Origin of the sequence: Thermococcus onnurineus NA1 (assembly GCF_000018365.1) — an archaeon.
In the GTDB taxonomy this organism is placed as follows: domain Archaea; phylum Methanobacteriota_B; class Thermococci; order Thermococcales; family Thermococcaceae; genus Thermococcus; species Thermococcus onnurineus.
On the sequence record NC_011529.1, the window covers coordinates 697272 to 716983 of the forward strand.

Sequence of the window (19712 nt, forward strand, 5' to 3'; positions counted from 1 at the left end):
CTTAACTTAACATGTTCTGTGAAATGCATCCTTTTGCGAATACCTTATATCCACCAAACCGAAAATCTTTCGAGGTGATTCTAACATGGCAATGAAGGGATGGTGGGGAAGGATCCTCAGGGTTGACCTGACCAACAACAAGGTCTGGGTGCAGGAGTATTCTCCAGAAATTGCCCAGCAGTTCATCGGTGGTAGGGGTCTCGCAATCAAGATCCTATGGGATGAAGTCAAAGGTGCCGACCCGCTCGGACCGGAAAACAAACTCATCTTCGCTTCTGGACCGTTCAACGGTCTTCCGACTCCAAGCGGCGGTAAGATGGTTGTGGCAGCGAAAAGCCCGCTCACCGGCGGTTACGGTGATGGTAACCTCGGTACCATGGCGACCGTCCACCTGAGAAAGGCCGGCTACGACGCTATTGTCGTTGAGGGCAAGGCCAAGAAGCCGGTTTACCTATACATAGAGAATGATAACGTCAGCATACTCAGCGCTGAAGGTCTCTGGGGCCTCGACACCTTCAAGACCGAAGAGGAACTCAAAAAGATACACGGCAAGAACGTCGGAATCCTCAGCATCGGCCCCGGTGGCGAGAACCTCGTCCGCTACGCCGTTGTCATGTCCCAGGAGGGCAGGGCCGCTGGAAGGCCCGGTATGGGTGCCGTCATGGGAAGCAAGAAGCTCAAGGCCGTCGTCATAAAGGGAACCAAGGAGATACCCGTCGCGGATAAGGCAAAACTCAGAGAACTCTCAAAGGAGGCCTATGAGGCCATCCGGAATTCACCGGCCTATCCGTTCTGGCACAGACAGGGAACCATGGCAGCAGTTGAATGGACCAACGAGAACTCGGCTCTGCCGACCAGGAACTTCAGCGACGGTTCCTTCGAGTTTGCCCGCTCGATAGACGGATACACCCTCGAGGGCATGAAGGTCAAGCAACGCGGATGTCCCTACTGTAATATGCCCTGTGGAAACGTTGTCCTCGACGCCGAGGCCCAAGAGAGCGAGCTTGACTACGAGAATGTTGCCCTACTCGGCTCAAACCTTGGCCTTGGCAAGCTCAACGAGGTTTCCGTTCTCAACAGGCTCGCCGACATGTACGGTCTCGACACGATCTCCCTCGGAGTCTCGATATCCTTCGTTATGGAAGCCGTCGAAAGGGGACTCCTTGAGGAGGGTCCGACCTTCGGTGACTTCAAGGGCGCTAAGCAGCTCATTGAGGACATAGCATTCAGACGTGGTGAACTCGGCAACTTCGCCGCCGAGGGTGTCATGAGGATGAGCCAGAAGCTCGGCGATGACAGCTTTGCCATGCACGTCAAGGGCCTTGAGACGAGCGGTTACAACTGCTTCATCTACCCGGCCATGGCGCTTGCCTTCGGTACCAGTTCAATCGGTGCACACCACAAGGAGGCATGGGTCATCGCCTGGGAGATCGGTACCGCACCGATTGAAGGCGAGCAGGCTAAGAGGGTCGAGTACAAGATCACCTACGAACCGGAGAAGGCCGCCAAGGTCATCGAGCTCCAGCGCCTCAGGGGCGGTCTCTTCGAGATGCTTACCGCCTGTAGGCTCCCGTGGGTCGAGGTCGGCCTGAGCCTCGACTACTATCCGAAGCTCCTCGAGGCCATCACCGGCGTCAAGTACACCTGGGACGACCTCTACAGGGCAGCTGACAGGGTCTACGCCCTCATTAGGGCCTACTGGGTTAGGGAGTTCAACGGAAACTGGGACAGGAAGAAGGACTATCCGCCGAAGAGGTGGTTCATCGAGGGCCTCAAGAGCGGCCCGTACAAGGGCATGCATCTCGAGGAGGACAAGTATGACAAGCTTCTCAGCGAGTACTACAGGCTCAGGGGATGGGACGAGCGCGGAATCCCGAAGAAGGAAACCCTCAAGGAGCTCGGCCTCGACTTCGTCATCCCGGAGCTCGAGAAGGTTACCAAGCTCGAGTGATTTCCTCTTTTTCTTCTCCAGCAAATTTTTACCCTTCGGAGTCCAAGTTGGCGCGGTGGTGAAAATGATCAGGATCAGACTAATGGGAGTTTTCGCTTATCTAGCAAAGGCGAGGGAGCTCAACGTGAGGATAGAGGACAAGAAAACTGTGGACGAGATTCTGAGAGAGGTAATTCCAAGGTACGACGAGTTCAAGGAGAAGATCATCTTCATCAACGGGCAACCTGCAAGAGGCGACGCCGAGGTTACCGACGGCGATGAGATCAAGGTGATGCCGGTTTTGAGCGGGGGCTGAGATTTCTTGCTTCTTTGACAATGCCCTTTCATTGAGTTCAAACTTTCTGTGATAATGAAACTCTGCAAGACCGCCTAATTGAACGACAAAACCTCTTCGAAAATCTTGCAAGTATAGAAGGACATGCTAGCCGTGATCAAACTTCGCGCAAGCAAAATTTGTTAGAAGGGTTTTGGCGCCGGGGCAGGGATTTGAACCCTGGCGGGCTGACGCCCACGGACTCTCCAGGCCCGCGCCTTCCCAGGCTAGGCTACCCCGGCGCGTAAAAAGGGGGAGAATCACGAGATGAGCTCGATCTCGATGGTGACGTCCTCAGGGACGCGAATCCTCATGATCTGGCGCATGGCCCTTTCGTCGGCCTCAATGTCGACAAGCCTCTTGTGAACGCGGAGCTCGAACCTGTCGAAGGTGGCGGTGCCCTCTCCGTCCGGGCTCTTCCTGGTGGTGATCCTGATCCTCTTGGTCGGGAGCGGGATCGGACCGCTCATCCTAACGCCGGTCCTCTCGGCTATCTGTTTTATCTGGTCGGTGACCTCGTTGAGGGCCTTAATGTTAGTGCTTGCGAGCTTAATCCTTGCCTTCTGCATTTCCGTCCCTCCTAAGAGCTAAGGAAGTAAAGGAAGGAGAAGGCCTTCACTCGGCCTTCTGGATGGAGATAACCATACCGGCAGCGACGGTCTGGCCCATGTCACGGATGGCGAACCTGCCCATCTGCGGGATCTCCTTGACCGGCTCGATGACCATCGGCTTGGTCGGCCTGAGGACGACGATGGCAGAGTCACCGGTCTTGATGAACTGCGGGTTCTCCTCGACGACGTTACCGGTCCTCGGGTCGAGCTTGGCAAGGAGCTGCTCGAACCTGACGGCGACCTGGAGGGTGTGGGCGTGGAGGACCGGGGTGTAACCGATGGTGATAGCGGTCGGGTGGTTGAGGACGATGATCTGGGCCTTGAAGGTGTCCTTCGGCCTGACAACGGTCGGCGGGTTGTTGGTGTGACCAGCAACGTCACCGCGCTTTATGTCGTTCTTACCGACACCCCTGACGTTGAATCCGATGTTGTCACCCGGAAGGGCCTCCTGCATTGGCTCGTGGTGCATCTCGATGCTCTTAACCTCACCCTGGATCGGCTTGTGGAAGATGGTGCTGGCCGGCTCGAAGATGACGACGTCACCGACGCGGAGGACACCGGTCTCGACACGGCCGACCGGAACGGTACCGACACCCTTAATGGAGTAGACGTCCTGGATCGGGATGCGGAGCGGCTTGTCGGTCGGCTTCGGCGGCTCTGGGATCTGGTCGAGGGCCTCGATGAGGGTCGGGCCATTGTACCAGGGCATCTTGTCGCTCTTCTTAACGACGTTGTCGCCCTCCCAAGCGCTGATCGGGATGATCGGGAAGTCCTTGTAACCGAGCATCATGAGGAGCTTCTTAACCTGCTCGGAGACCTGCTTGAACTTCTTCTCGTCGTAGTCAACCATGTCCATCTTGTTGATAGCGACGATGATGTGGCCGATACCAAGGGTCCTGGCAAGGAAGGCGTGCTCCTTGGTCTGCGGCATGACACCGTCGGTGGCAGCAACCACGAGAACGGCAGCGTCGGCCTGGCTGGCACCGGTGATCATGTTCTTAACGAAGTCCCTGTGGCCCGGAGCGTCGATGATGGTGATGTACCTGTGCGGGGTCTCGAACTTGGTGTGGGCGACGTCGATGGTGATACCTCTCTCCCTCTCCTCCTTGAGCCTGTCCATGACCCAAGCGAACTTGAAGGACTTACCCTTCTCACCCATCTCCTCGAACTTCTTGATGATGTTCTCCGGTATGTTGGCGGTGTCGAAGAGCAGCCTTCCGATGGTGGTGCTCTTTCCGTGGTCGACGTGGCCGATAAAGACTATGTTAACGTGTGGCTTCTCCTTTGCCATTTCCAAACACCTCCAAATTTTGGTCTAGTCTCGTTTGACTAGGATGGCTTTTTAAATCTTTCGAACTTCGGCTCCCTCGGGCGGGAAACCCGCCTTTTTCTCGGGGGAGCCTCATGAGTTCGGAGTGAACTTGAGGAATGAGTTTAAAAACTTAACTAATCGCCGTTGGGCAGGGATTTGTCAATTTTCAGGGCAGGCTTTCAAAATCCTTCAAATCCCATACGAGCCACCTTCAGCCCTTGGCTCAGCCTTACCCCCAACCCTCTTCGCTATGATTCCATAGTTCTTCTCCCAATTGTGCAAGCCAATAAGTTCTGCCTTCCGCCCCAAATCCTTCAAGATTCCCCCTCGCTTCCCTCTCGTTCAACTCTTCCCACTTGACTTCTATGAAGAGCGCTTTTTTCTCCTGCTCGTTCAGAGCAACCAAGTCAATTTCCTCGTTCTTGTGCCACCACCTTCCGATTTTCGTGAACTTAAACGGAAGCTCCCCCCGCCTGTTAAGCCCTACCAGAAACTGTCTTGCCACCTTTTCAAACACCCAGCCAAGATAGTGAGGATAGTCTTCCTTAATCTTCGAAACCTCAAAGGTCCCTTCCTCGATTCTCGACAGGTTCGGGTGAACAAAGTGGAACCAGAAGGCCAAGAAGTTGTCCGCAACGTAGTAGCGTCCCTTTTGGATGAGGGCTTTTCTGTAACTGGAACTTCCCTCACGACCAATCCCGTTTCAATAAGGTTGCGCAGGTAAGGGGTTATGTCAGAGTGTTTCATTCCAGTGAAGTCCTTTATCTTCTTTGGAGTTGTTTTGCCCAGTGCAATAGCTTCAAGTATGCGCTTGTATGTTCTGATCTCAGTGAACTCATACCTGAGGAGGAAATCAACCTCTTCCCTAAAAAAGCTCACCGGATTGAGTAGTTCCTTTTCAAGCCACTCCCAAAAGGGAAGCTCAAAATCTCAACGAGCTCTTCCAAGCTCGCCCTGGGAAAGAACTCCCTCAAGGTAAAAAAACTTCATCGGTTTTAACTTCATGGAGCCCGTTCTCCTACCGTAGAGTGGGCTTTTGTAACTCAACACCTTCTCAGTCATCATACTCACTGAAGAACCAAGGAGTATCAGTTTAGTCTTTGACCCCGAGAGATCAAGGCCAACCGCCCTCTGAAACAGGGAGAGTACTTCAGGATCTTCTTGGATCAGGTTAGGAAACTCGTCGATTATTATTTTCCCCTTCAACGCGTGCAGAAGTCCTTCCCAGTCCTCGCGGGCGTACCTTACCTTGAGAAACACCCTTTCAGCAGTCCCTCGAAAGTGCCTGAGGTTGTCGCCTTCAACCGCCAAGTAATACACGTGAGGAAAGTCTTTAACGGCCTCAAGTACGAGACGGGTCTTTCCAACACGCCTCCTTCCGTATATTACGATGAGTTTAAACTTCCCACTCATTAACTTCTCCTTTATGGCTCTCAGCTCGACCTCCCTGTTCACGAAGCGGTTCATTATGATAATCACCATATAATGCACGTTATCATCTTCAAGAATTTCGGTGGATTGAGAACCACGATCCGAACTCTAAACCACTTTTGGAAACTCAGAAAATGACACAACGAAGAAACGAAGGAGAGAAAAGTTCAGAGGGCAGAAAGCCCTCACTGCTGCGGGCAGACGTCCTGCTCCTTCGGCGGGTTCGGGTCGAGGCCCTTCCTCTGCCTGATCTGCCTGATAATGTTGACTGCCAGCTCGTTCGGGACACGCTTGAAGCCTGCATGTTCGGTGCTCCAGAGGGCCTTTCCGCTGGTGGCACCCCTGAGCGCTCCGGCGAATCCGAACATCTCTGCAACCGGAGCCTCTGAGATAATGATCATAACCTCTCCTTCCTGCCTCATGTCAATGAGCTGGCCGCGCCTCTGGTTGATCTCCCTGCTGACGGAACCCATGTACTCATAGGGTATGTTGATGATGACCTTCTGATAGGGCTCGTAGAGCACCGGACCTGCCTTCATCATGGCACAGTGGATGGCAGTCCTGATGGCCGGGTAGATCTGGGCCGGACCGCGGTGGACGTTGTCCTCGTGGATCTTAGCGTCGTGGAGCCTGACCATAACCTTCATGACCGGCTCCTTGGCGAGCGGGCCCTCGTCCATTGCCTGGTGGAATCCGTCAACAAGAAGATCCATAACCTCATTGAGGTACTGGATACCCTTGGTGTTGTCGAGGAATATGTTGCCGTTGTAGACGTCAACGATACCCTTGGCAATCTCGTAGTCAAGGCCGAGCTCGGCTAGCTTCTTGGCGACGGCCTTCGGGTCCTTCGGCCTGCCCTCTGGTATCTCGCCCTCGCGTATGGCCTCGTATATAGCGTCTGGGAGCGGCTCGACGGTGATGTAGAACCTGTTGTGCTTGTTCGGGGACTTTCCTTCGACTATCGGACTCTGCTTGGTGACGCTCTCACGGTAGACGACGATCGGAGGTGAGACATCAACATCGAGCTTCCACTCGGTCTTGAGCCTGTAGAGCTTGACTTCCAGGTGGAGCTCACCCATACCGCTGAGGAGGTGCTGGCCGGTCTCCTCGTCGATCTTGACGTGGAGGGTCGGGTCCTCCTTGGCGAGCTGCCTGAGAGCCTCGATGAGCTTCGGAAGGTCCTTGACGTTCTTGGCCTCGATGGCAACGGTAACGACCGGCTCGCTGGTGTAGTGGAGGGCCTCAAACGGCTCAATCTGCTCAACTGAGACAGTCTCACCGGCCATGGCGTCGCGCAGTCCTGTGACGGCGACGATGTTACCGGCCTGAACGGCCTCCATGTTAACCCTCTCGGGACCCATGTAGATACCGACCTGCTGGATTCTAGCTTTTCTCTTGCTGTTGATGAGGTAAACCTCCTGGCCAGTTTTGACGGTACCGCTCCAGACACGGCCGGTCGCGACCTCACCCGCGTGCTTGTCGAGGATGATCTTGGTGACGACCATGACCATCTTGCCCTTCGGGTCGCAGTTTATCATAGCCTGGCCGACGTCGCTGTTAATGTCGCCTCTCCAGAGGTGCGGGATCCTGTACTTCTGGGCCTCGAGCGGGTTCGGGAGGTGGCGGACGACCATATCAAGAACCACGACGTGGAGCGGGGCCTTCTGCCTGAGAGTCTTAAGGTCGCCGGCGTTGGTGAGCTCAACAATGTCCTTGAAGGTGACACCAGTTCTCTTCATGTAGGGAACACTGAGGGCCCAGTTGTAGTAAGCTGAACCGAAGGCGACGCTTCCATCCTCGACCTTGACGAGCCACTGGTTCTTGAACTCCTCTGGAGCATAGCGCTTGATGAGCCTGTTGACGTCAGTAATGATCTTGGCAAACCTGTTGAGGATCTCGTTCGGACCGAGCTTGAGCTCCTTGATGAGCCTATCGACCTTGTTGATGAAGAGGACCGGCTTAACGTACTCCCTGAGGGCCTGCCTGAGAACGGTCTCGGTCTGGGGCATGACACCCTCGACGGCGTCGACGACTATGATCGCACCGTCGATGGCACGCATGGCCCTGGTAACGTCACCACCGAAGTCAACGTGACCGGGGGTATCGATGAGGTTGATGAGGTACTCCTTGCCCTCATAGGTGTGGACCATTGAGACGTTTGCAGCGTTGATGGTGATTCCCCTCGCCTGCTCCTGCTCGTCGAAGTCAAGGACGAGCTGCTTTCCAGCGAGCTCCTCGCTAATCATGCCTGCACCAGCGAGCAGGTTGTCGCTCAGTGTAGTTTTACCGTGGTCAATGTGAGCAGCAATACCCATGTTCCTAATCCTCTCGGGCTGGGTCATGAGCTCCTTAATCTTTGCAATCATCTCTTCCCTTCTTCCCATTTACACCACCTTCTAACCTGATGAGCTTGTTCACCACTCACTTAAAAGGTGCGGTTATAAATCTTTCCCAGCGCAAAATCGAGGTCAGGCGAAAACGTTTAAACTACTTAAGGTTTTTGGAAGCAAAAAGAAAATCCAACCACTTCAGCCAAGGAAGTCCATCACGAATTGCCTGACCTCCTCCCTGACGTCCTCCCTTGCGTAAACCCCCCAGCGCCAGTGCGTGTCCTTGAGCTCCACCAGACTCCTGACGAGAGGGGAGACATTGCTTAACCTCTGGCCTCCCTCAACGAATGCATTCTTCTCCTCGAACTTCGGCTTCGGTGGGTAGTCGAGGATAGCCAAGTGGTTGAACTCATCTTCAAGAGCCTTTTTAAGCTCCTCGACATTCTTGAACTCTTCATTAGTATAAACTATGCGTTTATAGAGCCTCCTGTCATCGATGGCCTTCACCAGCTCCCTGACCTCATCGCGCTCGCTTCCCCTAAGGCGAGCGATTAAATCAACCTCGTCCATGGTGGCGACCTCTTTCTCACGTATTCTCTCAAGCTCGACTGCCTTGATGAGCATCGCCGACGCTATCCTGGAAACATGGTGCTGGTAGACGGTTGGATACATCATGCTCCTCGCGAGGAGCAGCGACTGAGCGGCCATTATCCCCTTCTGCCCGATGATGAGCTTTTCGCCGTCGTAGCGGAGGTTTCTTATAAGCCTGTCGAGGTCGACGAGTCCGTATGCAACGCCGGTGTAGTAGGCATCCCTCACGAGGTAGTCCATCCTGTCGGCGTCTATGTCCCCGCTCACTATCGGGTGCTTGAGAAGGCTGAGGAACTCTTTGAGAGAGTAGCGCTCCCCTATGACATCTCGGATTTCGCCCTCTTTCAGAGCCCGCCTCGTGTTCTCCTCATGGCTCCCGTAGAGTGCCTCAAGGGTGTGGGAGAATGGATAGTGCCCGAGATCATGGAGCAGTGCGGCGTACGCCACTGCCCCTTCAACTGTATCCCTGTTGTTCTCCGCTATCTTCTTCGCGAGCCAGAACGTTCCCAGGGAGTGCTCAAAGCGCGTGTGCCTCGCCGATGGATATGCAAGGTACGCCAGCCCAAGCTGGGTTATCCTCCTCAGCCTCTGGAACTCGGGCGTGTCAACAATCCTCAGCGCAAACTCGTCCAGGACTATGTCTCCGTGAATGGCGTCGCGGATGACTTTCACAAGGAACACCCCGAAAATTGAGAAAGTCAGCTCCACGTCTCCGCTATGACGTCGTGCTTATGGATGCTCTCGTTGCTGATGACCCTCACGTGAATCCTGCCCTTAAAGCGCTTCTTCGCCTTGGCGAATATCTCGCGCGCAACGTCCTCGACAAACTTCGGGTTCCTGTACATGCCCTGAACGACGGCGTTCTCATCTACCGTCTTGAGTAGCGTGTAGGTTGGGTGGCTGAAGGAGCTCTCAACGACGTCTATCATATCCTCAAGTGCTATCTCCTCGTCAAAGGCCGTTCTTACCTCAAGCTCGCCTATCGCCCTCTGTATGTGCGTCTTGCCGTTGTTGTTCGCCATAGCGTGCGGACAGGCGGTGTTTCCGATAACCTTAACCCTCAGAATCTTCTCAAAGCTTCCGTCCTCGTTCTTGATGACACCGACTTCAACGTCATAGGGCTCGTAGGTGGTCTTTTTGCTCGCCGGAGTCTCGCGAGGGATTATGAGGTGAGTCCTTATCCAGACCTCAGCCCTCTTGTGTGGGTGCTTGCCTTCGAGCCTATAAATGACTGCCTTCCCAAGCTCTTCGAGCGAGCTGTGAGCTTCCATCACCTCTTCCTCAACGGCCTCGCTCATCGCCTCTGTTATGCTCTCCACGAGCCTGCTCATGTGTATGCCCTTCTTCTCCTCCGGAACGTCGATAGTTATCTCAAAGAGCGGGAGGAAAGTGTACACCCTTCCTTTCCAGTTTATCTTTGCCACCGTTCGGAGATTTGTTATTCCGACACGGTGAAGGCGCTCTCTAATCTCGGGAATCTCTTCCTGGGTCTCGAATATCGGCATGAGTATCACCCTGAACTTTTTAGGGTTATCTAATCGGGGCCCCTTTTAAACCTACCTCAGCAGGCTCATCAGCCTCTCGTAGCTTTTCCTCGCGAGCTTTACATCCGTTCAGCCTTCCAGCGTATTTAGTCTTTTCAAAAATCCGTATGAGGACATCGAGGTCCTCCAGATCCGGGAAAATCTCCCTCAACATTTTCTAATGCTCCCTATGAGTCCAGCTCTTCCTGTAGGGGTAGCCCTTCATGATGAGACCGGCAACGACGTTTTTGTACATCTTTATGACCCTTTTGGCGGTGGTTCCCTCAAGGGCTTCGTAGCGCATTTCGGAAGTTAAACTTCATCTCGAACGCAACTTGCTTCTTTTCCGCCGTTTCACTGTGATAACCAGAATCAGAAAGACGATGAATGGAAGGAAGTTAAAAAACCGCCGGAAGCTCCTTCAGGACGACCAGAAAATCGCCGGATGTGACGTAGTACCAGACGCCCTCAATGCTTTTAACCGCACCGCCGCCCTCGAAGAGCTTTTCCGGTTTCTTCTCGAAGAACAGTTTGAGGACAACGAAGATGGCGAGGAGTGTTATAGCCCCGGTCAAGACGTTGCCTCTCTTGGTCTCCGTGCCGCCCCTTTCAAGGCTTTCCTCAAGCACGAGCCTGATGACGTAGCCGGCCATCCCCAGGAGGATAAGGTTCACAAAGAAAAAGAGCCATTCGATGTTGAACACCGTGACGCCACCGTAAACGGCCGTGCTTCCGAGAAGGGCTAAGGTGATAAGGAGAGTGGAGAAAAGGACCCCGTAGAGGGCCTTCATTCTTTCCATTGCCGAGCACCTATCTGCTCGATCATGTAGTAAACCGTCCTTAGCGGAATTCCCATGCGGGAGCTTATCTCCTTGGGGGTTATACCCTTCCGTATAAGGTTGTAAACCTCGCGGATAGTCCGCTCATCGTACTTCCGCGGCCTTCCACGGGGATAGCCCTCGGGAACGAGCTCTATGCCCATCTGCGCAAGGGCGTTTATCGCTTTTTTCGAGACCTTGGGATAGAGACTCGGCGGACAGGAGATTTTCCTAACGTTCGGCGCACGCTCAAGTATCCTCACGAGTATCTCCTTTGTCGGGCGGAGGTTGATGTAGACCTCGGTAACCTCGTCGTTTAAGACTTCATTGAGTTTCCTTATGAGCTCGGCGTTGTTTCTGGCCTTTATCTCCACCCTCATGTCCTCACCCCTGGAGGAGCGCTAGGAACTGCTTCGCCCTGTCGCTCTTGGGCATGAACTTCTCGAACTTCTTGGTGTCGGCGAAGAGCGTCTTGTGGAGGCCTGAAATCACGAACTTCTTTATGGCCTCGACAAGTTCGTCCTCGGGAATACCGAGGAGCTGGGCCACCTTCTCCTCGCTGTAGTCGCTCATGCCGTAGAGCAGAACTCCGCCGAGTAAATAGTTGGGGATGTTGGTTATGTCTCTCCTCCTGCCAACGAGGGCCTTCTCCATCTCACACTTCCGTATGAGCATCATGCTTCCATGGCCTGTCTTGAAGCCGGGCTCGTTCCTGAAGGGAAGATCGAAGATCGAGTAGTGGCAGTCGATGCAGAGCTTTATATCCGGGTAGAGGCCCAGGCCTTCCCTATCGTTCTCGGAGGTGAGGAAGTAGTAGCGGAAGAGGTCGAGGCCCAGAAGCTCTGCTCCTTTTTCGGGGTCGAGGACGGAATACGCTAAGGCAAGGTTGTCAACAGTGTAGTGGTTGTTTATGAGAACGCCCTTCGTCTTGACGAAGCTGAGAACTCTCCAGCGGAACCTTCTTCCGTAGCGCTGCCTCAGCTCAGCCTCTATGTCAGCATCAGTGGGCAAATCGATGCGCGCCTTCTTGAGTCTGTTGTTCTCCCAGTACTCGACCTCGATGCGAAGTCCCCTCGTTCTCACTGTCCCCTTCTCACGGAGCTTGCCCTTTATGAACTTGAAAGCCTCCCTGACCTCGATGCTCTCCCTTGCCAGAAGGCGAAGTACGTCACCGGAATACGCCAAATAAGGAAGCACCTCAACGCGTCCGAGCTGAACAGGCTTTTGGATGGCCTTAACCTTTGGAATATCCTCCCTCTTGAGCTCCCTGATTGAGAGCTCCCTCTTTCCAAGGGTGAAAGTATAGTTGGCCGCTATCAAAGCGAGGGCCATCTTGTGGGCGGTAATGGCCGAGCGAAGCCTTTCAAGGGCCAAAACACGGTTGCGCTTCTTCTTGTATATCCATTGGATGTGAGGATCCTTGTTCCTCTTGTCGAAGCCTCCCACCGAGGGAGTAGCCTCACCGACGCGCCTTGATAAATCCTCCTCAAGCTCTTGGAGGAGAGACAGGTTCTCCTTCAAACGGTAAGAAATGGACGGGACGTCGAAAGTCTCGAATAACCCGTCCATGTCTATTCCGATGTCGTCAAGTATCTTGTTCACCTGCGCGACGAGCTCTTCCGTCGTCGTCATGGCAGGAGCTCACCGTTGTTTATCTTTTCAGGCAAGTACTTCTTCGCCACGAACTCAAGGCTCTTGTTGGCCAGAGCCTGCTGCTCAATCCTGACGCCCATCTTGAGGGCCAGCTGGAGCTGCCTCTGCCACTCCTTGTTCTGGAACCATGGGTAGTTCATCTCCTCGATGATCCTCTTGTAGTCGCCCGTTGGACCGCCCTTCTTGTTTGGTGGTATGCCCTTGAGCTTTTCGGTAACGTTCTTGAGGCCATAGCGCTCTATATCGTCCATGGTCATGCCCACGAACTTGGCCTCAGGGGTTGCCAGCTTCTCGCTGAGGTATGCGAGGTTAATGGAGCCCTGCTTTATAGTGGAGTAGATGTACCAACCGTAGGGGTCTCCATCGGTGAAGACTATGATGGGCAGTCCTTCCTCGTAGTGGAGCCTGTGGATGAGCCTCCTGACTCCACGAGAGGCCTGTCCCTGCGTTGCTATGATTAGGGCGTTCTCCTTCTTCGGGAACTTTTCCTCGATGAGACGGTCGGCCATAGCTGCCGTCTCGACGACCAAAGCGTAATCTACGTTGACCTCGACGAACTGGAGGTGCTCAACCGTTCCTGGGACTGCCCAGCCACCCATACCGAGCTTGCTGGTGTTGAACTCGTCCTCGCCGTCGCGTATGACGATGTCGCCGTATATGTAGCCGCGCCTGTCGGCTGTGAGATGCATCTCCTCACGAAGAACGCCGAGCATTCTCTCAAGATCCTCGATAATCGGGTCACTCTCGCGCTGGTCCTCGAAGGTGTTCTCCTTCGTTCCCGGAATGGTGTGCTTGTTGGCGTAGTAGGCTTCACGGAGGCTCGCGTGCTTCCCTTCGCTGACGAGCCTTTTGACGTAGGCCATTATGAGCAGCGTCTGCATGAACTTTCTCGCGTGGGCGACGTTGAGGAAGTACCTTCTGGAGAGCTTGTCGCCCATCTTGATGACTCTTCTCTTCTCATCGAAGTAGACGTTGCTCAGCCCGCGCATGGGTATGTCGAAGTAGGGATTCTTACCGCTCTTTATGTCCTCCAGCACACGCCTTCCGTACTCCTCCAGCTTGTTGAGCACCTTAGTGGGGTCATAGGAGAAGCGCTCCCTTGGCTGGCTCCTCTTGACGGCCTTGGATTTAGGCATTCTCAGCCACCTCCTCTGCCTCAACCTCGCTCTGGGCGAACCTTTCCTCGATGAACCTCAGGAAGTAGTTCTTAACCTCCTCCTCGGGCTCGCCCGTTAATATACTCAGGGCCTTAGCTATCTCGGGCACGTACTTCTCGAAGGTCTTCTTCCTCTTCACCTGGTAGAGCCTTCTGTGCTTGCCACTCAGGTATGTCTGGAGCCTCCTCGCGGCGTCCATTATCGCCAGCCTGATCTCGTTGTGTATCTCATCAACGTTGGCTATGCTCTGCTTTCCGGTTCCGGTATAGGGAACGTGGACGCTGATGACGTTTATCATGAGCACTACCGGGGCACGCTCGAGGTCGTCAACCTTGTAGCGCTTCCAGTCGATGGAACGAGCCGCCAAAGTGGTCACACACGAGCCCGCATCGAAGAGGAGCGGGACGCGGTTGGCATAGCGGAGAAGATCAAAGCCGCTGCTTATCTCCCCGCCGTAGGCCAGGCCGACCTCAACCTGGAAAGGAATTCCACCGCTGTAGACCTTCGGAGGCCTCGTGACCGCCGTGACGAACTCAGGTTTGAGGATTCCCTTGAGACCCTTCTCGATGTTCTCCTCGCCTATCGGTCTGAGGCCGTGGGTTGGTGGAGCGAGGAACTTCATATACTTGAATGCCTCGACTATCTCCTCAGCCTCGTGCCAGCTGAGCTTCTCTGGCGGCTTCTCCATGAGCTTTGCCACCTGCTTGACGACCTTGGTGTAGCCCTTGAAGGAACGCAGAACCTTATCGACCTCACCATTCATCAGCCTTTCGTAGAGCTGATCCTGAACCGCTTTGTCCTTCTCCGTCTTAATGAGCCTGAGGGCGGCGATGTACTTTATCAACTCATCGACCTTCTTGTCACTTATCCTCGAGAACTCGCCTATTAGGAAGCGCCTGACGGTGTTTCTCCTCGTCTTCTTGGCCATTCTGTAAACGTCATCCGTGAGAACTCCCTTCGGGTGGGGCTTCATCTCGACGGGCGGCTTTGGAACTTCCTCACTCGAACGCGGGAAGACTATGAGCTTCCCGTCCGGCTCGATAAGCTCTATGTGGGCGTGCGGATTGGCTATGGCCGTGAGCTTGAGGTACCAGTAGACACCCTGCTTGGAACGGACGTAGCGGACGTTTTTAACCTCAAGCTCTATCCTAGTGCCCCGCCAGCCCTTTGGATTCGGGTGCCTTTCCTTCTTGACTATCTTACCTTCGTTCTTGTCGACGTCGATCTTGACCCAGGCCTCGATTATGTCGCCTCCGGTTGAGGTGATTACGCGCGTGGCCTTTCCGCTCGTTATCTGGGCGAACATTACCGCACCGGATATACCTATACCCTGCTGACCGCGGCTCTGTATGTTCCTGTGAGCCTTGGTTCCAGCGAGCATCTTTCCAAAGACGTGGGTTATGAACTTCTCAGGGATTCCGGGACCGTTGTCCTCGACTATAACCTTGTAGTGCTCCCTCCCTAGCTCTTCAATCTCAACGCGGACGTACGGCAGAATACCGGCCTCCTCACAGGCGTCGAGGGAATTGGTGACTGCCTCGTGGACGACGGTCGTGAGGGAGCGTATCTTGCCCGTGTAACCGAGCATTGCAGCGTTTCTTCTGAAGAACTCGCTGACGCTCTGAATCTTGAACTCCTTAAACAGCTGACTTGCCTCGGCCATTTTCACTCCTCCTCAAAGCCTTCAAAGTTTTCAGAGCCGCCAAGGGCCTCGTAGTAGGTGACGCTTTCAAGTTCCAAATCTTTCTTGCGCCTCTCAAGATACTTGTAAACCACCCCGTGGGGCGAACCCTTGGCGAGCTTTTCTATGGCTGTTTTGGCAACCTCAACCTGAATCGGGTTGCCGATTATAGCTACCGTCTTTCCGTAAACGCTAACGTCGGCACCGCTCATTTCCTCTATTATCTCCCTTGTTCTGCCCTTCCGACCGATTATCCTTCCCCTAACGCGCGGAAGAGCGTTCTTGTCGTTGCCTATGATGATGTCGGTGAGGTTGATTACCTCAAGAACCTCACCCTCGTTGAAGAGCCTGAAGGCCCTCTCTGGCGAGAAGCCCCTACCGATGGCGGTAACAACATCGCGGGCCTTCCAGACTGCTAAGGGATCGTCTGTATCCTTCGTGGCGGTGATGAAAACCTCCCCAGTCTCACTGTCTACCTCGATTCTCGTCTTCGTGCGTCTCTCTATCTCTTTCTTAGTCCGCCCTTTCTTTCCTATCAGAACCGCCACCCTGTCCTTCGGAATCCTAACGAACTCCTCCTGCTCGCCCAGGGCGGCATAGGTTATCTCCTCTTCCTCATTGTTCTTGAGGGGTCTTCCGTCCTTATCAACGCGCTCGTACTTCTTGAGCAGTCTCTCAAACTCGTCCATACCTCTCACCCGCTCTCAACGAGTTCCTTAAACTTCTCGTGGAAATCATCAACATCAACGCCCTTTTTACCAAAGTAATTGATGATGTTCCTCAAGTCTCTCTTCAGGAGCTCAACGCTCATCCTATTCCTCTTCACGGTCGCCTGGGACCAGTCTATAACCACAGGGCCATCATGGAGCAGGATATTGTACTCGCTCAGGTCCCCATGCACCATGTCTCCCCTCTTCCAGAGGCGCTCGATTACACCCATCGTAAAGTCGTAGAGCTCCTCGAAGTCCTCTTTAGCCAGCTCCCTTTCGACGTCCTTCAAGCGGGGAGCAGGAAGCTCCTCGCCTATGAACTCCATGACGAGGACGTTGTTGCGGAAGATTATCGGCTCGGGAACGCGGACCGCGTATTTAATCGCCCTCCGGAGGTTTTTATATTCCCTCCTCGTCCAGACAAAGACGAGCTTTCTCATATCCTTGGGCAAGTAGCCAACTCTCGGGTCGGCAGCTAGGTACTCCCATATTCTGCGGAACTCGGTGGTGTAGGTCCGGTATATCTTCACCGCCACCCTGTTGCCCTCGCTGTCTATTCCAGCGAAGACGTTAGCCTCCTTGCCAGTGCTTATCACACCGTAGAGGCTCTCTATCTTACCTCTGCGGTGGAGATAGGCGAGGGTTTCCTTGGTCGTCCTGTCGAAGACCTCGTTGGCTATCTTGTAGAGCTCGCTGTCCTTTTCGCGTCTCTCCGTGAGACCGAGCATCTCCTCGACTTCCCGCTCGATGAACTCCTCGCGCATCGCTATCACTCAAAGGGTTTTGAGAGCTCAGAAGAGCAGCTCGCCGCCCGTGAGGAAATCCTGGCTTATCTTGCCCTTCCTCAGGAGCCAGTCAACCTGTGTCTTAGTGTAGCGGTAGACTATGTCCCCTCTCTCGTCCGTCTGAACCGGCCAGGGCTGGACTATGACGACGTCGCCGACGCGCATCCACATCCTCCTCTTGAGCTTGCCGGGTATCCTGCATCTCCTGACCTTTCCGTCGGAGCAGCGAACGTCCATCCATCCGGCTCCGAGAGCCTGCTCGATAACTCCGAACAGCTGTCCCTCTTTTGGAAGGGGAACACGAATGACCTCATCCCCCTGAACCTGCCTGTTCTTCTTTTTACCACCCTTATGGTAGGCCATGAGCATCACCTCCTCCCCCTAGGCTTGAGCCCTTATAAGCTTAAGCCTTGCAAAAATTTTCCAATGACCCTTAGGCGACAGACTTTTAAAATTTTTGCACGAAGATTACCCAGAACTGCCCACTGATGACACATTAAAGTTTAAAAGCGCACCCCGCTAATGTACACTTTGGAGATAACCATGAGGGCAGTAAAAGCAGAAAATCTAACAATACTCTACGAGGAACAGCGGGCAGTGGAAGACGTGACCTTCGAGCTGGATGAAGGAGAGACAATGCTTCTACTCGGCCCCAACGGGGCAGGAAAGACCACACTTCTGAGAACCATAGCGGCGTTCCACAGGGAGTACACGGGAAAGCTTGAAGTATTCGGCAGAAAACCTGAAGAAGCCAGGGATCTTATCTCCTATGTACCACAGAGCCACGTCCTCAACGAGCGGGTCCCGCTTACTGCCATTGAGGTAGTTGCAATGGGCGGCATCTATAGGAAAGGTTTCGTCCATTTCAAGATCCCAAAGGAAATTCTCCAGAAAGCCGAGGAAGCTCTCGGTTTCGTTGGACTGGCTCACATTAAAGACAGGCTCTTTAGAGAGCTGAGCGGCGGCCAGAAGCAGAGGGTTCTTCTCGCGAGAGCACTCATAAGCGATCCAGGGCTTCTTCTTCTCGATGAACCACTCTCAGCCCTCGATCCGAGCGCAAGGGTCGAGGTGGCAAACGTTCTGGACAAGATAAAGCACGAAAGCGGAATAACGATGATAATCACCACTCATGATGTCAATCCGCTGATAGACATTGGAGATAAAGTTCTCCTTCTCAACAGGCGCCTCATAGCCTTTGGAACGCCCAGCAAAGTTCTCCGCGACGAAATAATCAAGACTGTTTATGGCCCGCTGGCTAGAGTGATCCCCATTGAAGGTAAACTCTTCTGCATCACGGGCGACACCCACCTCCACAGACATGGGGGTGGCGGTATATGATCCCCGAGTACCTCATCAGGGCTATCCTAGCGAGCGTAATGGTGAGCGTCCTCCTCGGAATGCTCAGCCCGCTCATCAACACAAAGGGGCTTGCCTTTCTCACTCACGCCATATTCCACGCGCTCCTCTTTGGAGCGGTTCTCGGCATGATTCTCGGCCTGTTTTTCGAGAACCTGGAACTCATTATGCTCGTTGCGCTTATTGTTACCGTTGCAATCGTCATCATAATCGCCCAGCTCGAAAAGCTTGGTTTTTCCCCCGATTCTGCTGTTGGTATAGTGGCCAGCTTCGTGGCTGGTCTGACGGTTCTCGGCTTTGGTGTACTCTACAAGGTGATGGCGACGAGGCCCTACTTCCCTCTCAGCGAGAGTATCGTTTCCTACCTTACCGGCGAGATTTTCCTCATAACCCTAAATGACCTCACCATCCTCGTCCTCGGTGGGACAGTTCTCTTCTTCGTTATGCTCTCTCTCTACCGCGACTTCCTCTATCTAAGTTTCGACCCCGAGGGGCTGGAGAGCTACGGCGGCAAAGCTAGGGCTTATCTCATGATTCTATACGTCCTCGTCGGGGCCATTGGAGCGCTCATCGTCCAGACGGTGGGCCTGATAACCCTCCAGGTGGTCGCGGTCTTGCCCGGAGCAATAGCCCTGATGGTGAGCGACAACATCAGGAAGATACTCGCGGTTAGCCTGTTCCTTACCCTCGGAATACAGCTGTCCTCAGTCATCCTAGCTTACTTCACGGACATACCGCCGAGCGGAATAGCAACGATAATGCTGGGAGTAATATACGGCTCCCTTCTCTTCAGGAGGTGAAAGCTTGAAGCTCGCTGGAATAGATGAGGCTGGCAGGGGGCCCGTTCTCGGCCCGATGGTCATCGCAGCGGTTGTAGTGGATGAAGGGAACGTCCCTAAACTCGAGGAACTCGGTGTTAAGGACTCAAAGAAGCTCACCCCAAAGAGGAGAGAAAGACTGTTCGATGAGATAGTGCAGCTTTTAGATGATTATGTAATTTTGGAATTATGGCCTGAGGAGATTGACTCCCGTGAGGGCACGCTCAACGAGTTCGAAGTCGAGAACTTTGTTAAAGCGCTCAACTCCCTCAAGGTCAAGCCTGACGTCGTTTACATAGATGCCGCCGACGTTAAGGAAGCCCGTTTCGGCGAGGAGATAAAGGCAAAGCTGGACTTCGAAGCAGATATAATAGCCGAGCACAAGGCCGACGACAAGTTCGTACCGGTTTCTGCGGCCTCAATCCTCGCCAAAGTTGCCCGCGACAGGGCGATTGAAAAGCTGAAAGATCAGTACGGCGAGATAGGCTCCGGCTATCCAAGCGACCCGAGGACGAGGACTTTTCTGGAGGAATACTACCGCAAGCACGGCGAGTTTCCGCCAATAGTAAGACGCACCTGGAAGACGCTGAAGAAGATAGAGGAAAAGCTTGCAAAGGAGATGAAGAAGAGAAGGGGACAGACGAGCCTGGAGGAGTTTTTCGGCAAGTAATG

The 19712-nt window shown here is 54.0% G+C and carries 20 protein-coding genes, 1 tRNA gene and 1 pseudogene; 5 read left to right on the forward strand and 17 right to left on the reverse strand.

The window, feature by feature from the left end; genetic code table 11:
- Positions 1-91 precede the first annotated feature (91 nt).
- Positions 92-1951, forward strand: coding sequence for a tungsten-containing formaldehyde ferredoxin oxidoreductase (gene for / locus TON_RS03860; RefSeq protein ID WP_048055154.1), 1860 nt, complete (start codon positions 92-94; stop codon positions 1949-1951).
- Positions 1952-2015: 64 nt separating this feature from the next.
- The gene (locus TON_RS03865) at positions 2016-2246 is read left to right on the forward strand and encodes a MoaD/ThiS family protein (RefSeq protein WP_012571710.1); all 231 of its coding nucleotides are present in this window, start codon (positions 2016-2018) and stop codon (positions 2244-2246) included.
- Positions 2247-2419: 173 nt separating this feature from the next.
- Here TON_RS03865 and TON_RS03870 read toward each other — a convergent pair.
- The 17 genes and pseudogenes from TON_RS03870 to eif1A all read right to left on the reverse strand — a co-directional run bounded on the left by TON_RS03870 (position 2420) and on the right by eif1A (position 17229).
- Positions 2420-2506: transfer RNA gene (locus tag TON_RS03870), tRNA-Ser, on the reverse strand.
- Between the two features lie 18 nt (positions 2507-2524).
- Positions 2525-2833 (reverse strand): 30S ribosomal protein S10, encoded by a 309-nt coding sequence (gene rpsJ, locus TON_RS03875; protein WP_012571711.1) that lies wholly within the window; start codon positions 2831-2833, stop codon positions 2525-2527.
- A 46-nt stretch (positions 2834-2879) separates the two neighbouring features.
- Entirely contained in the window at positions 2880-4166 is a 1287-nt protein-coding gene (tuf, locus tag TON_RS03880) for a translation elongation factor EF-1 subunit alpha (protein ID WP_012571712.1), read from the reverse strand.
- A 187-nt stretch (positions 4167-4353) separates the two neighbouring features.
- Positions 4354-5654, reverse strand: a pseudogene (locus TON_RS10715) (ATP-binding protein).
- Between the two features lie 149 nt (positions 5655-5803).
- Positions 5804-8002, reverse strand: a complete 2199-nt coding sequence (locus TON_RS03890) for an elongation factor EF-2 (RefSeq protein WP_012571715.1) — start codon at positions 8000-8002, stop codon at positions 5804-5806.
- A gap of 144 nt (positions 8003-8146) precedes the next feature.
- The gene (locus TON_RS03895; protein WP_012571716.1) at positions 8147-9211 is read right to left on the reverse strand and encodes an HD domain-containing protein; all 1065 of its coding nucleotides are present in this window, start codon (positions 9209-9211) and stop codon (positions 8147-8149) included.
- Between the two features lie 26 nt (positions 9212-9237).
- Complete coding sequence (locus tag TON_RS03900) at positions 9238-10044, reverse strand: GTP cyclohydrolase IV (protein WP_012571717.1); 807 nt, start codon at positions 10042-10044, stop codon at positions 9238-9240.
- Positions 10045-10069: 25 nt separating this feature from the next.
- The gene (locus tag TON_RS10435) at positions 10070-10234 is read right to left on the reverse strand and encodes a hypothetical protein (RefSeq protein ID WP_238516356.1); all 165 of its coding nucleotides are present in this window, start codon (positions 10232-10234) and stop codon (positions 10070-10072) included.
- A 6-nt stretch (positions 10235-10240) separates the two neighbouring features.
- A complete protein-coding gene (locus TON_RS10665) occupies positions 10241-10366 on the reverse strand; it encodes a hypothetical protein (RefSeq protein WP_012571719.1) in 126 nt (41 codons plus the stop codon).
- 94 nt (positions 10367-10460) lie between these two features.
- The gene (locus TON_RS03910) at positions 10461-10862 is read right to left on the reverse strand and encodes a hypothetical protein (RefSeq protein WP_012571720.1); all 402 of its coding nucleotides are present in this window, start codon (positions 10860-10862) and stop codon (positions 10461-10463) included.
- Positions 10850-11260 (reverse strand): DUF1699 family protein, encoded by a 411-nt coding sequence (locus TON_RS03915; protein WP_012571721.1) that lies wholly within the window; start codon positions 11258-11260, stop codon positions 10850-10852. Before TON_RS03915 ends, TON_RS03910 begins: the two co-directional genes overlap by 13 nt.
- Before the next feature lie 4 nt (positions 11261-11264).
- Positions 11265-12512: a DUF530 family protein gene (locus TON_RS03920; RefSeq protein WP_012571722.1), complete on the reverse strand. Its 1248-nt coding sequence runs from the start codon at positions 12510-12512 to the stop codon at positions 11265-11267.
- Entirely contained in the window at positions 12509-13669 is a 1161-nt protein-coding gene (locus TON_RS03925; protein WP_012571723.1) for a DNA topoisomerase IV subunit A, read from the reverse strand. Before TON_RS03925 ends, TON_RS03920 begins: the two co-directional genes overlap by 4 nt.
- Positions 13662-15353 carry a DNA topoisomerase VI subunit B gene (top6B, locus tag TON_RS03930; RefSeq protein ID WP_012571724.1) on the reverse strand — a complete coding sequence of 564 codons (1692 nt, stop codon included), beginning with the start codon at positions 15351-15353 and terminating at the stop codon, positions 13662-13664. The genes TON_RS03925 and top6B overlap by 8 nt, the downstream gene beginning before the upstream one ends.
- Positions 15354-15355: 2 nt before the next feature.
- Entirely contained in the window at positions 15356-16060 is a 705-nt protein-coding gene (locus TON_RS03935; RefSeq protein ID WP_012571725.1) for a KH domain-containing protein, read from the reverse strand.
- Between the two features lie 5 nt (positions 16061-16065).
- Positions 16066-16845 (reverse strand): serine protein kinase RIO, encoded by a 780-nt coding sequence (locus TON_RS03940; RefSeq protein ID WP_012571726.1) that lies wholly within the window; start codon positions 16843-16845, stop codon positions 16066-16068.
- A gap of 27 nt (positions 16846-16872) precedes the next feature.
- Positions 16873-17229 carry a translation initiation factor eIF-1A gene (gene eif1A, locus TON_RS03945; protein ID WP_012571727.1) on the reverse strand — a complete coding sequence of 119 codons (357 nt, stop codon included), beginning with the start codon at positions 17227-17229 and terminating at the stop codon, positions 16873-16875.
- Positions 17230-17409: 180 nt separating this feature from the next.
- Here eif1A and TON_RS03950 point away from each other — a divergent pair, with 180 nt between their 5' ends.
- Genes TON_RS03950 through rnhB form a run of 3 tightly spaced genes read left to right on the forward strand, consistent with a single transcriptional unit; the run spans position 17410 to position 19710 of the window.
- Positions 17410-18204, forward strand: coding sequence for a metal ABC transporter ATP-binding protein (locus TON_RS03950; RefSeq protein WP_012571728.1), 795 nt, complete (start codon positions 17410-17412; stop codon positions 18202-18204).
- A complete protein-coding gene (locus TON_RS03955; RefSeq protein WP_012571729.1) occupies positions 18201-19022 on the forward strand; it encodes a metal ABC transporter permease in 822 nt (273 codons plus the stop codon). The genes TON_RS03950 and TON_RS03955 overlap by 4 nt, the downstream gene beginning before the upstream one ends.
- A gap of 4 nt (positions 19023-19026) precedes the next feature.
- A complete protein-coding gene (rnhB, locus tag TON_RS03960) occupies positions 19027-19710 on the forward strand; it encodes a ribonuclease HII (RefSeq protein ID WP_012571730.1) in 684 nt (227 codons plus the stop codon).
- Positions 19711-19712: the final 2 nt, after the last annotated feature.

Bases quoted from the DNA above. Each gene is read 5' to 3' on its own strand.
- for (WP_048055154.1), top strand. From the start codon at position 92: ATGAAGGGATGGTGGGGAAGGATCCTCAGGGTTGACCTGACCAACAAC.
- TON_RS03865 (WP_012571710.1), top strand. From the start codon at position 2,016: ATGATCAGGATCAGACTAATGGGAGTTTTCGCTTATCTAGCAAAGGCG.
- rpsJ (WP_012571711.1), bottom strand. From the start codon at position 2,833: ATGCAGAAGGCAAGGATTAAGCTCGCAAGCACTAACATTAAGGCCCTC.
- tuf (WP_012571712.1), bottom strand. From the start codon at position 4,166: ATGGCAAAGGAGAAGCCACACGTTAACATAGTCTTTATCGGCCACGTC.
- TON_RS03890 (WP_012571715.1), bottom strand. From the start codon at position 8,002: ATGGGAAGAAGGGAAGAGATGATTGCAAAGATTAAGGAGCTCATGACC.
- TON_RS03900 (WP_012571717.1), bottom strand. From the start codon at position 10,044: ATGCCGATATTCGAGACCCAGGAAGAGATTCCCGAGATTAGAGAGCGC.
- TON_RS10665 (WP_012571719.1), bottom strand. From the start codon at position 10,366: ATGCGCTACGAAGCCCTTGAGGGAACCACCGCCAAAAGGGTCATAAAG.
- TON_RS03910 (WP_012571720.1), bottom strand. From the start codon at position 10,862: ATGGAAAGAATGAAGGCCCTCTACGGGGTCCTTTTCTCCACTCTCCTT.
- TON_RS03915 (WP_012571721.1), bottom strand. From the start codon at position 11,260: ATGAGGGTGGAGATAAAGGCCAGAAACAACGCCGAGCTCATAAGGAAA.
- TON_RS03920 (WP_012571722.1), bottom strand. From the start codon at position 12,512: ATGACGACGACGGAAGAGCTCGTCGCGCAGGTGAACAAGATACTTGAC.
- TON_RS03925 (WP_012571723.1), bottom strand. From the start codon at position 13,669: ATGCCTAAATCCAAGGCCGTCAAGAGGAGCCAGCCAAGGGAGCGCTTC.
- top6B (WP_012571724.1), bottom strand. From the start codon at position 15,353: ATGGCCGAGGCAAGTCAGCTGTTTAAGGAGTTCAAGATTCAGAGCGTC.
- TON_RS03935 (WP_012571725.1), bottom strand. From the start codon at position 16,060: ATGGACGAGTTTGAGAGACTGCTCAAGAAGTACGAGCGCGTTGATAAG.
- TON_RS03940 (WP_012571726.1), bottom strand. From the start codon at position 16,845: ATGCGCGAGGAGTTCATCGAGCGGGAAGTCGAGGAGATGCTCGGTCTC.
- eif1A (WP_012571727.1), bottom strand. From the start codon at position 17,229: ATGGCCTACCATAAGGGTGGTAAAAAGAAGAACAGGCAGGTTCAGGGG.
- TON_RS03950 (WP_012571728.1), top strand. From the start codon at position 17,410: ATGAGGGCAGTAAAAGCAGAAAATCTAACAATACTCTACGAGGAACAG.
- TON_RS03955 (WP_012571729.1), top strand. From the start codon at position 18,201: ATGATCCCCGAGTACCTCATCAGGGCTATCCTAGCGAGCGTAATGGTG.